This window comes from Zongyangia sp., assembly GCF_965361945.1.
Genome location: NZ_CBDTOK010000098.1, coordinates 1 through 10,993, shown reverse-complemented (window position 1 = coordinate 10,993; position 10,993 = coordinate 1). Strand labels below are relative to the sequence as shown.

The window sequence follows — 10,993 nt, the reverse complement described above, 5'->3', positions numbered from 1 at the left end:
GAAAATTATTATATAATAAAACTTGATATCGTTTTAAAATAGATAAGGATTTTTAAGAAATCTTCTGTCTGTTTTGGCGGAAATTTTAAGCCAAGGAGATTGATGCATATGGATTGGAATTTGGCGTTATCGGTTATTTTAAGTGGTATAGTAATTGTATTCATTGCTCTTGTTATCCTCATCATTGCGGTTCTTTTGGTTGGAAAGATTATGACATCGGTCCAAGGTAAGGAAACTCCCAATAAGACGCAGAAAAATGAAAAGAAAGAGGTTACAACCAAAGCGGTTCCCAATCCTCCTCAGCTGATGAAGGTGGAACAGGGGATTCCCGGCGAGGTGGTTGCGGCAATTTCTGCGGCTGTGGCGAGTATGATGGGCGGTTCGTCCAATTATTCCATTAAAAGTGTCAAAAGAGCCCGAGAGGCCCGTCCTGTTTGGAGCTTGGCAGGTATGATGGAAAACACGAAGCCTTTCTAGGAATGTTAAAAGAATTTTGAGTTTGATTGTGAAAGGACGGGGATTTATCTCATGGAAATCTTAGCAACGTTTTGGCAATCGTTGCAGGATATGGCATTAGAATCTGGTTTTGCTCAGTTCTTTATTGGTGACGGATGGAAATATGCTGTCATGATTGCCATTGCCTGTGTCTTGTTGTACTTGGCAATTGTAAAAAAATTCGAACCACTGCTTTTGCTGCCGATTGCGTTTGGTATCCTTTTGGCAAATCTACCGTTGGCAGATCTTGGCGCCCATGATTCAGGTGGCCTTCTCTCTTATTTGTATTTTGGTGTAGAGAATGTAATATATCCGCCGCTTATTTTCTTGGGTGTCGGCGCGATGACGGATTTTGGTCCTCTGATCGCGAACCCCAAAAGCTTTTTGTTGGGTGCTGCGGCACAGATTGGTATCTTCCTTACCTTCTTAGGCGCTCTTCTGCTCGGATTTACTCCCGCTGAAGCTGGTGCTATCGGCATCATCGGCGGCGCTGACGGACCTACCGCAATTTACGTTACCTCCAAGTTGGCGTCTCACCTGTTAGGCCCCATCGCTATAGCGGCGTACTCCTATATGGCGTTGGTACCCATTATCCAGCCGCCAATCATGAAGCTATTGACCACCAAAAAAGAGCGTATGGTTGTAATGGAGCAGCTTCGTCCGGTATCCAAGACAGAGAAGATTCTGTTCCCCATCTTTGTTACCTTGGTTGTATCCCTGATGGTGCCTATGGCAGCGCCCCTTCTTGGTATGCTGATGTTGGGCAATCTCTTAAGAGAATCTGGTGTTTGCCAGAGGCTTTCTAACACAGCCCAGAATGAGCTGATGAATATTGTCACGATTTTCTTAGGCATTTCTGTTGGATCTACAGCTTCTGCGGATACCTTCTTAAATATGCAGACTCTGGGCATTATCGTTCTTGGCCTGATTTCCTTTGCTTGCGGCACAGCTTGCGGTGTCCTCTTTGGTAAAATTATGTATAAGGCAACAGGCGGGAAGGTCAATCCCCTCATCGGCTCTGCCGGTGTATCGGCTGTTCCTATGGCTGCCCGTGTTTCCCAAAAGGTTGGCCAGGCAGACAATCCTGGGAACTTCCTGCTCATGCACGCCATGGGCCCCAATGTCGCTGGCGTTATCGGTTCGGCAGTGGCGGCTGGCGTTCTGTTGAGCATCCTTGCATAAATTGCAATTTCAAAAACGGCACGGTTTTCCGTGCCGTTTTTTCTTCGTAAGAACGGTGAAAAAGAGGGAATATGGATGAAATTAAAAAATCCTATGTTGGTAGTAACTGATATAGATAAATCCGTTGAGTTTTATAAAAAAATTTTGGGGCTTCATGTTATTATGGATTTTGGATCAAATAAAACTTTAACAGGCGGTCTAGCTTTACAGACAGTGGAAACATACAAAGAGTTTATCGGTACAAGTGACGTTTCTTTTGGCGGCAACGATTTTGAAATCTACTTTGAGGAAGATGATTTTGATCAGTTCGCTGACAAACTGAAAAGATATGATATCGAATATGTCCACCCTGTGATAGAGCATGCATGGGGACAGCGTGTTGTCCGCTTCTATGACCCAGACAGGCATATAATCGAGGTTGGAGAAAACTTAAAAGTAGTATGCAAACGCTTCTTAGACAGTGGCATGACACCCAAACAGGTTGCAGAACGCATGAGTGTACCCATGAAATTTATAAATGCTTGCATGCGATAAAAAAGAATTTACGGGGGAGAGATAACCATGCTTGATAAAATACCGAATGCAGAGGAAATGACTGTTTTAGTCGGGCAATCATTATATGATGTATGGAACAAGTTGTGTACTTTAATTGAAGAAAAATACGAGATGGAATGCCTGTGGAATAAAGGCGGTAAAGCATGGACTTATGAGTATAAATACCGTCGAGGCGGTAAGACACTTTGCGCGCTATACGCCAGAGAAAATTGTATAGGTTTTATGATTATCTTTGGAAAAGACGAGAGAGCAAAGTTTGAAACAGAACGAAATCGTTATTCTAAACAAGTCCAAAAGATCTACGATGAATCGAAAACTTACCGTGATGGCAAATGGATAATGTTTGAACCGACTGATACATCCATGTTTCATGATTTTATGAATTTATTGGCCCTGAAAAGAAAGCCCAACAGGAAGTGAAGAAAATGATGATGAAAAAGGGGGCAGACTTCTCAAAGGAAGGCTGCCCCCTTTAAATATTTTTTATTTCCCTAGGCGGATCATTTGATCGATGGCTCGACGCGCAGCAAGACGGAGATTTTCTTCTATTTCAATCACTTGTCCTCCGGAACCAATCAGCGCCTTATAGACATCTGTCAATGTGGTAATACGCATATCCGGACAGATCAGCTTCTTGGAGAGAAGATAGAAATTGCGGTGAGGATAGCAGAGAGAAAGATAATCCCCTACGCTTTTTTCGGTGCCGATGATCACATCCTCCGATGTGTTTTCACAGTAACGGATAATGTCGGCAGTGGAACCCACCACATCTGCATAACGGAGGGCGTTTCCGGGACATTCGGGATGCATCAGCACCTTACATCCGGGATGGGCCAATTTACAGGACAGCACATCTTCCTCGGTAATTTGATGGTGTACAGGACAATAGCCATCCCATAATACCACCTTTTTTGTCGGGACTTTTTCCCGAATGTAAGAACCAAGGTTTTGATCGGGGATAAATAGGATGGTTTCTGCATCCAGCCGCTCTACGATTTTCTGGGCGCTGGAAGAGGTTACACAGACATCACTGACCGCCTTGAGTTCCGTTGTTGTGTTAACGTAGGCTACTACGGTGTGATCAGGATGCTCTTTTTTATAGTCGATTACTCGCTGGGGATCGATCTGTTCGGCCATGGGACAGGTGGCATCCGGAGCGGCCAGGATCACTTTTTTTTCGGGGGAGAGGATTTTGACCGTATCAGCCATAAAACGTACTCCGCACATAATGACAGTATCAAAATCTAGGTCCTGGGCTTTTTCACTCAAGGCAAAGGAATCGCCTTTAAGGTCGGCAATCTCCAGAATATCGGTAGATTGATAGCTGTGGGCCAAAATGCCGATGTTTTTTTCCTTCTTTAGTTTTAAGATCTCTTCCTGGAGCTGTGTTATCATCACCTGTCACCTAATCCCCTCAACTGAATTCCTATAATTTTTCTATGAATTTATTGATGCGAAAAATATTATATGATATAATGGGCCAAAAGTCAAGGAAGCCACTATAACAGGGGTGGCGGAGAAGGTGAAGAAATGAAAATTTCAACCAAGGGAAGATATGGCATGCGCCTGATGGTAGAGCTGGGTCTCGCTTATGAAGGAAAACCCGTTTCCCTGCGTGATATTGCAAAGAGACAGGAAATCAGTGAAAAATATTTGGAGCAGATCGTTACCCGTTTGGGAAAGGCGGGGCTGGTCAAAAGTACGCGGGGGGCGCAAGGTGGTTACCGTCTGGAGATGGAACCCTCCCAGATCACAGTAGGAGATATTCTTCGGGTAACGGAGGGAAGCTTGACCCCGGTAGCCTGCTTGGATGACGACGAATGTCCTCGGCGGGAGCGGTGTGTTACCTATTCCGTCTGGTCCCGGGTACAGGAGGCGGTGACCAGAGTGGTGGATCAAATTACCCTCCAGGAATTGGTGGATGACTATCGCCGGAAAAATGAGGAGTTCTCACCTGTTTGACAGCCGGAGAGAAACAACTTAAAATATATTTTGTAGAATCGTTGGACCAGGTGAATCAAAGGAGGCAGCGGTGGTTCCTATGTATAATCCTCAACTGGATACCTTCATTTGCGTAGTGGATTCCGGCAGTTTTAATAAAGCCGCCGAAAAGCTCTATATTTCCCCGCCAGCGGTCATCAAACAGATCAACCTGCTGGAAGAAAGCCTGGATTTGCAGCTTTTTGTTCGCACCCATAGGGGGCTGGTCTTGACAAATGCGGGAAAATCCCTTTATCAGGACGCGAAATATATCATCCAGTATTGTAAGGATTCTGTGACACGTGCCAAAAATGCTATGCAGGAAAGTGAAAACATTATCCGCATTGGCACTTCACCGATGACACCGGCCCAGGTACTGGTGGATTTGTGGCCCAAGATTCAAAAAAGTTGTCCCAACACAAAGTTTCAGCTGATTCCTTTTGATAATACCCCTGAGAATGCGAGAGAGATCTTGGGAAATCTGGGCCAGAACATCGATGTAGTAGCAGGTATCTTTGATGAGACCATGTTGAATCTGCGACAATGCGCAGGACTGGAGCTTACCAGAGAACCCATCTGCTGCGCGGTTTCTGTTCACCATAGGCTGGCACAAAAGGACAGGCTTTCCATGGAGGATCTATATGGAGAGAAACTGATGCTCATGCGCAGGAATTGGAGCCATTACGTAGATCTGCTCCGGGATGACATTTGGAAGAACCACCCACAAATCCAGATTGTGGATTTCGATTTTTATGATGTAGCGGCATTTAACCAATGCGAGAATAATAACTGTGTCCTCATGGCAGTGGAAAATTGGCGATATGTCCACCCACTGCTCAAGATTCTGCCGGTGGATTGGGGATATACCATACCTTTCGGCCTGCTCCATTCTCCCAATCCATCTCCTACGGTAAAGCGATTTTTGCAGGCTGTGGCAAGGGTAGTAAAAGCGTAAGGTACTGTTAACCTTGTAGTAAATACTCCATAACAAAACGAGACTTCTGTGGAAGTCTCGTTTTTTTTATAATAAAGACAAAGGTAACAGGAAAGAAAGTGACAGAACAATATGAAAAAAACGGTTTTTACCCTTATCCTCCTTTGCCTGCTAATGTGCTGTGCTGGATGTCACACAGGTCAGACAAATTGCAATGGCGGTGACAACGGAACCTCAGGAAATATTTCACAGGGATCTGAAAGAGAGAACACTGCGCAACAGAGTGTAGATGAATATTATACCGTTAACTCCAAAATAACAGATGTCATCAATGACCCGGTTTTTGAAGAATATGGCCGGTTGATCTTTCCCGTTGACAGCGGCTATTACAGCGGGGATACGCTGGGAGAGCTTCGGCTGACCTGGTACAACAACATTGACCCCGATAAGACGGTGGAAATTGTCAATGACCTTAAAGCACGGGCTCAGGCAGGAGAAACGGTGTTTTATGATATTTACACAGAAGAGGAGAAGGCAGAGGATCCGGAAAAAGAGGATACAGGACTATTTTTCTTCAGGGGAGAAGCTGGAAAACAATTTGCTGTATGTAATGCCGGCGGAGGATTTGCCTATGTAGGGGCCATGCAGGATAGTTTTCCTCACGCGTTGGAATTATCAAAGCGCGGATATAACGCCTTTGCGTTAATTTATCGTCCGGGATCCCAGACAGCCTGCGAAGATCTGGCCCGTGCCATCAGCTTTATCTTTGACCATGCGGAGGAATTAGGAGTAGATACAACTTGCTACTCCCTGTGGGGTGGTTCTGCCGGGGCAAGAATGGCAGCCTGGCTGGGATCTTATGGACCGGGAGCCTTCGGGGGAGAGGATCTGCCGCAACCTGGCGCCGTTATCATGCAGTATACAGGCCACTCTGATTATACCGAAAACGATCCACCGACCTTTGCCTGTGTGGGAGAAAACGACGGTATCGCCAGCTGGAGGACAATGCAGCGGAGGATCGACGCCCTAAGTTCTTTGGGCATACCAACAGAGTTTCACCACTATCCTGGCCTTAGCCACGGCTTTGGTCTGGGCACTGGTACAGTAGCTGAGGGCTGGATCGATGATGCTGTGGCTTTCTGGGAAGAGCAAATGTAGGGAGAAAAACAGTCAGAAGTGTATAGGACACGTATCTCCTCTGATTATTGACCATTGGAAACTAGGAAATCCATAAAAAGGAGATTTGTATATGAATAACTTTATCTTTCAAAATGCAACGAAAGTTTATTTTGGCAAGGGATGTGTAAAGGAGTACCTCTCCTGCCTGACAGAACCCTATCACACCATCATGCTGGCCTATGGGGGAGGCTCTATCAAGGCAAACGGTATCTACGATGAGGTAACCAGCATTTTATGGGCTGCGGGGAAAAGGATCGTTGAGTTTTCAGGCATTATGGCAAACCCTACTTATGCAAAGGTGCAAAAGGGCGCAAAACTGGCTCGGGAACAACATGTGGACATGATCCTCGGCGTCGGCGGAGGCAGCGTGATGGACTGTTGTAAGGCGATATCTCTAGCAGCAAAGTATGAGGGGGACGTTTGGAATGACTTTTGGGAGAAACCTGGAGTCATCGAGGTTGATCCACTCCCCTTAGGCATTATCGTCACAGTGGCGGGAACTGGAAGTGAGTGCAATGGCGGTGCGGTCATTACCAACGAGGAGAAAAAAGTAAAGACTGGAAGGGATTATCCCAAACTCAATCCCAGCTTTGCCCTAATGGATCCCGTCTATACCTATAGTGTGCCGGTCAAGCAGATGGTTTCCGGCGGGTTTGATATCCTCAGCCACATCATGGAAACCTATTTCAGCGAGCCCAATGAGGACAATGTCTCCGACGACATCATGGAAGCTTTGATGAAAAGCGTGATCCGAAATCTGCGTGCCGCCATTGTGAATCCAAAGGATTACACCGCCCGCAGCAATCTGCTGTGGGACTCCACTATGGCGGAGAACCGCATTATTAAAATGGGCAAGCGGTGCGATTTTCAGTGCCACAATATGGAACATCAGCTGGGAGCCTACACCGACTGTAATCACGGCTGCGGCCTGGCGGTGCTCCATCCAGTTTACTACCGGCATATCTACAAAGCGGGCCTGCCCAAATTTGTCCGCTTTGCAATAAATGTGTGGGAAATCGATGGCAATGGGAAAAGCGACGAAGAGCTTGCCCGGGCCGGAGTGGAAGCTCTGGCAGACTTTATCAAAGAGATCGGACTGCCCACCACCTTGCGGGAGCTGGGCGTTACCGATAGAACGCAGCTGCGCGAGATTGCCGATTCCTGCGGCATTTCAGCGGGCAGCTACAGGAAAATGACTCATGAAGAAATTTTGGAAATCTTTAACGAGTGTTTTGAATGAAAGGAGACATTACCATGAAAAAATTAATCGCTTTATTGATGGGATTTGTAATGATACTGGGCCTTGCCTCATGCAGCAGTGAAACACCAGATTCCTCCAGTTCTTCTGCATCTACTTCGACAGCACCCCAGACATCCCAGTCCTCCGAGCCGGAAGAAACTTCTTCTGCCTCCACAAGCAGTGAATCCGTTCAGGAATCGCAGACAGAGGGCGGAAAGACATTGGTTGTATATTTTTCAGCCACCGGAAATACAGAAGGGGCTGCAGGCTACATTGCGGAAGCAACGGGCGGTGACCTGTTTGAACTAGAGCCGGTTGAGCCGTATACCGATGCTGACCTTAACTGGAATGATACAAACAGCCGTGTTGTGTATGAGCATGACAATCCTGATGATCGGGATGTAGAACTTGTGGCCGATACCGTCGAGAATTGGGAAGAATATGACACTGTGTTTATTGGATATCCCATTTGGTGGGGCATTGCGGCCTGGCCGGTAGACACATTTATCGAAGCCAATGACTTTACCGGAAAAACAATGATCCCCTTCTGCACCTCTACCAGCTCTGGCCTTGGCGAAAGCGGGCAGCTGTTAGCGGATATGGCCGGAACCGGCAATTGGCTGGAAGGACAGCGCTTCTCCTCCAATGTAAGCGCAGAGGAAGTACAATCCTGGGTGGATGGCCTGGGCCTATAAAAGAAAAGAGGCGCTACTTTTGAAAAAAATCTTGGCCATTCTTTTGGCCTTTATCCTGATACTTGGACTGGCTGCATGCGGAACAACACGGGAGACCTCCTCCTCCCAATCGGCTGCCCCCTCCTCGGATGGGGCGGGCGCTACCCAGCAGCAAAGCCATTCCAATATTCTTGTTGCCTACGCCCCAGCAAAGGATGGCGATGCCTTAGAGCAAGCGGCCATACTGCTGGGGGAAACGGTAGGCGGCGATCTGTTCCCCATTGAGGAAGAAACGGAGAAAGATTTCTCTACCTACGAATTTGTTTTGCTGGGATTTTCCGCCGAAGACAGTACCCTGCCGCAAACCATACAGAATTTTCTTGGGGAGAATGATTTTGGCGCAAGAACGATTTTCCCCTTTGTAGCTGGAGATGGAAATGATTCCAATGAAATTCTCTCCGCAATTTCACAGCTGCAGCCTGGTGCTCTTTTGGGAGAGACGGTTCTGCTGCTTTCCGAAGACACAGGGGAGGAGGAAATCAAAGCATGGGCCCAGGGACTGGAGCTGTCTGACGAGGAATTTGTTCCTGAGAACGGCGATGGCAATACGGTAGCCACTGCCACTGTAACTCCCCAGGCTCAGCAGGTCCTATATCTGTGGGAGGAAGGCAATGTTCCTGCCACCACAGAGTATACGGTCAACAATGGCAACTACTCAGATGACCCGGATTTCCGCCCCTATCTCACCAGCTTCCCGGTACCAGAGGGAACAGAGATCAAGGGTGCAGTCCTGATCTGTCCTGGCGGAGCATTTCAGTTTCGCAGCGACCATCCGGAAGGCATAGATGTAGCGGAAGCCTTAAGCCAGCTTGGATATCAGAGCTTTGTAGTAGACTATCGCTTGCGGCCCTATACCCAACGGGAAGGCGCGTTGGATCTGGCCCGTGCCGTTCGATTTGTCCGGGCCCACGCCAGTGAATATGGCATAGATGAAGAGGACATTGCTGTTATGGGCTTTTCCGCCGGTGGGATCTTAAGCGGCGAGATGCTGCTGAATTTTGATGGGCAGGTCAACGGCACAGCGCTGGATCCAGACTATGTACCGGACGACCTTGACGCTGTTTCTGCCGACGCGTCGGCTTGTGGCATGATCTACTCCTTTTATGGACGGCTGAGCGTTGGAACCACCGACGTAGCATTGCTGCGGTCCGGAAATCTGCCTCCTACTTTTTACTGCTATGGTACCCGTGATCCATTCTATGAGCAGTTTTTGGCAAATGCCGATGCAGCGGAAGAGGCCGGTGTTTCGGTACAGCGGCTGCAACTCGACAACATGCCTCACGGCTTTGGAGCAGATGGCGGCTGGATCCCCACCTACGATCAATGGCTGTCGGGAATCTTTGAAAGCGCTTCAGGCCGAAGCTGACATTCGCTTTGGGAATATAAAAATAAACAGGCAACCCTTCCCGTATCTGTCGGGAGGGGTTTGCCTTTGTTCTTTGCCGCAATCAGAAAGAGGGGTTGTACAAGCTATGGAGGAAAAAACGGAAAAGTATCTATTTGAATCAATGCCGGTGCCGAAAGCGGTGGCAACATTGGCAATTCCCACCATCATTAGTCAGGTAGTAACGATGATCTATAATTTGGCTGATACCTTTTTTATAGGCCAGATTGGAGATCCCACCATGGTGGCGGCAGTATCCCTGGTGTCACCGTGGTTTAACCTGCTCACCGCGCTGGGCAACTTATTCGGCCTAGGAGGAAGTAGCCTGATTTCCCGGATGCTGGGCGCCCAAAACCACAGAGATATCAAACATGTAGCCGCATTCAGTGTGTGGGGAGGGGCAGCGGCTACCTTGATCTTTTCTATGGTAACCTACTTTACCCGTAATCCACTTTTGTATTTCTTAGGGGCGAGCTCAGGCACCTATGGTTATGCGGAAAGCTATCTGTTTTGGGTGGTGGTATTGGGCGGAATTTCCACCATGGTTAGCCTGACATTGGGCCATCTGCTGCGCAGTGAGGGACATGCTCGACAAGCCAGTGCCGGGATGATGTTTGGCGGTATCCTCAATGTGGTATTAGACCCGATTCTGATTTTCGGTTTTCATATGGATGTAACAGGGGCCGCTATTGCCACAGCATTTTCCAATGCTGCCTCTGTCGTATTTTTTGTTGTTTGCTACCTCCGTCTCGGAAATAAAACGGCAGTGTCCCTTCATCCAAAAAATTTTACTTTCCGGTTCACCGGCCCAGTCTTTTCGGTGGGACTGGCCTCTGCGTTGGCTACAGCTTTGGGAAACGCTTCCAACATGGTGATGGTGCGTCTCGCCTCCGGATATGGGGATATTCCTGTAGCAGCCTACGGCATTGTCAAACGGATTGACCAGTTCCCGCTGAACGTCTCCATGGGGCTATGTCAGGGCTTTATGCCCCTGGTAGGATATAATTTTGCGGCAAAAAATTATCAGCGAATGCGCCATGTTTCCGTGTTTTCCTGGAAGACAGCCCTTGTAATGTCCGCCTGTTTTGTGGCCTGCTTTGCCATCTTTGCGCCACAAATTCTGCATTTGTTTATCCCAGAGGAACAGACCAGCACGTTGGGAGCCCAGTTTTTGAGGATTGCGTGCCTGGCCGTTCCACTGACTTCGGTGAACTTCCTGATTAGCTACACCTTGCAGGCAATGGGGAAGGGAATACCCTCTGCAATCCTTACCTTCAGCAGGCAGGGGCTTCTCAATATCCCATTGCTCA

Annotated in this window: 12 protein-coding genes; 11 read left to right on the top strand and 1 reads right to left on the bottom strand. The window is 47.8% G+C overall.

What is annotated here, in order from left to right:
- Window positions 1-108 precede the first annotated feature (108 nt).
- From ACZ25G_RS06470 to ACZ25G_RS06455, 4 genes are all read left to right on the top strand, one after another.
- Window positions 109-477, top strand: a complete 369-nt coding sequence (locus ACZ25G_RS06470; protein ID WP_463681910.1) for an OadG family protein — start codon at window positions 109-111, stop codon at window positions 475-477.
- 51 nt (window positions 478-528) lie between these two features.
- Window positions 529-1,677 carry a sodium ion-translocating decarboxylase subunit beta gene (locus ACZ25G_RS06465; protein ID WP_462933618.1) on the top strand — a complete coding sequence of 383 codons (1,149 nt, stop codon included), beginning with the start codon at window positions 529-531 and terminating at the stop codon, window positions 1,675-1,677.
- 75 nt (window positions 1,678-1,752) lie between these two features.
- The gene (locus tag ACZ25G_RS06460) at window positions 1,753-2,211 is read left to right on the top strand and encodes a VOC family protein (RefSeq protein ID WP_463681909.1); all 459 of its coding nucleotides are present in this window, start codon (window positions 1,753-1,755) and stop codon (window positions 2,209-2,211) included.
- Between the two features lie 27 nt (window positions 2,212-2,238).
- Window positions 2,239-2,652, top strand: a complete 414-nt coding sequence (locus ACZ25G_RS06455; protein ID WP_191509763.1) for a DUF3788 domain-containing protein — start codon at window positions 2,239-2,241, stop codon at window positions 2,650-2,652.
- 63 nt (window positions 2,653-2,715) lie between these two features.
- Here the strand turns inward: ACZ25G_RS06455 and nadA are convergent, their stop codons facing one another.
- On the bottom strand, window positions 2,716-3,627 hold the full coding sequence (nadA, locus tag ACZ25G_RS06450; protein WP_463681908.1) for a quinolinate synthase NadA: 912 nt from the start codon (window positions 3,625-3,627) through the stop codon (window positions 2,716-2,718).
- 135 nt (window positions 3,628-3,762) lie between these two features.
- Between nadA and ACZ25G_RS06445 the strand changes: the two genes are divergently transcribed.
- From ACZ25G_RS06445 to ACZ25G_RS06415, 7 genes are all read left to right on the top strand, one after another.
- Window positions 3,763-4,194 carry an RrF2 family transcriptional regulator gene (locus tag ACZ25G_RS06445; RefSeq protein ID WP_191509761.1) on the top strand — a complete coding sequence of 144 codons (432 nt, stop codon included), beginning with the start codon at window positions 3,763-3,765 and terminating at the stop codon, window positions 4,192-4,194.
- Between the two features lie 79 nt (window positions 4,195-4,273).
- Window positions 4,274-5,167 (top strand): LysR family transcriptional regulator, encoded by an 894-nt coding sequence (locus ACZ25G_RS06440; protein ID WP_191481691.1) that lies wholly within the window; start codon window positions 4,274-4,276, stop codon window positions 5,165-5,167.
- A gap of 111 nt (window positions 5,168-5,278) precedes the next feature.
- Window positions 5,279-6,304, top strand: a complete 1,026-nt coding sequence (locus ACZ25G_RS06435; protein WP_463681907.1) for an alpha/beta hydrolase — start codon at window positions 5,279-5,281, stop codon at window positions 6,302-6,304.
- 91 nt (window positions 6,305-6,395) lie between these two features.
- Window positions 6,396-7,565 carry an iron-containing alcohol dehydrogenase gene (locus ACZ25G_RS06430; RefSeq protein ID WP_191481693.1) on the top strand — a complete coding sequence of 390 codons (1,170 nt, stop codon included), beginning with the start codon at window positions 6,396-6,398 and terminating at the stop codon, window positions 7,563-7,565.
- Window positions 7,566-7,579: 14 nt separating this feature from the next.
- Entirely contained in the window at window positions 7,580-8,260 is a 681-nt protein-coding gene (locus ACZ25G_RS06425) for a flavodoxin (protein ID WP_463681906.1), read from the top strand.
- A 19-nt stretch (window positions 8,261-8,279) separates the two neighbouring features.
- The gene (locus tag ACZ25G_RS06420; RefSeq protein ID WP_463681905.1) at window positions 8,280-9,665 is read left to right on the top strand and encodes an alpha/beta hydrolase fold domain-containing protein; all 1,386 of its coding nucleotides are present in this window, start codon (window positions 8,280-8,282) and stop codon (window positions 9,663-9,665) included.
- Window positions 9,666-9,771: 106 nt separating this feature from the next.
- Window positions 9,772-10,993: MATE family efflux transporter (locus tag ACZ25G_RS06415; RefSeq protein ID WP_463681904.1), on the top strand; the 1,222-nt coding region annotated here is incomplete at its 3' end.

Coding starts and splice junctions, on each gene's coding strand:
- ACZ25G_RS06470 (WP_463681910.1), top strand. CDS start 109: ATGGATTGGAATTTGGCGTTATCGGTTATTTTAAGTGGTATAGTAATT.
- ACZ25G_RS06465 (WP_462933618.1), top strand. CDS start 529: ATGGAAATCTTAGCAACGTTTTGGCAATCGTTGCAGGATATGGCATTA.
- ACZ25G_RS06460 (WP_463681909.1), top strand. CDS start 1,753: ATGAAATTAAAAAATCCTATGTTGGTAGTAACTGATATAGATAAATCC.
- ACZ25G_RS06455 (WP_191509763.1), top strand. CDS start 2,239: ATGCTTGATAAAATACCGAATGCAGAGGAAATGACTGTTTTAGTCGGG.
- nadA (WP_463681908.1), bottom strand. CDS start 3,627: ATGATAACACAGCTCCAGGAAGAGATCTTAAAACTAAAGAAGGAAAAA.
- ACZ25G_RS06445 (WP_191509761.1), top strand. CDS start 3,763: ATGAAAATTTCAACCAAGGGAAGATATGGCATGCGCCTGATGGTAGAG.
- ACZ25G_RS06440 (WP_191481691.1), top strand. CDS start 4,274: ATGTATAATCCTCAACTGGATACCTTCATTTGCGTAGTGGATTCCGGC.
- ACZ25G_RS06435 (WP_463681907.1), top strand. CDS start 5,279: ATGAAAAAAACGGTTTTTACCCTTATCCTCCTTTGCCTGCTAATGTGC.
- ACZ25G_RS06430 (WP_191481693.1), top strand. CDS start 6,396: ATGAATAACTTTATCTTTCAAAATGCAACGAAAGTTTATTTTGGCAAG.
- ACZ25G_RS06425 (WP_463681906.1), top strand. CDS start 7,580: ATGAAAAAATTAATCGCTTTATTGATGGGATTTGTAATGATACTGGGC.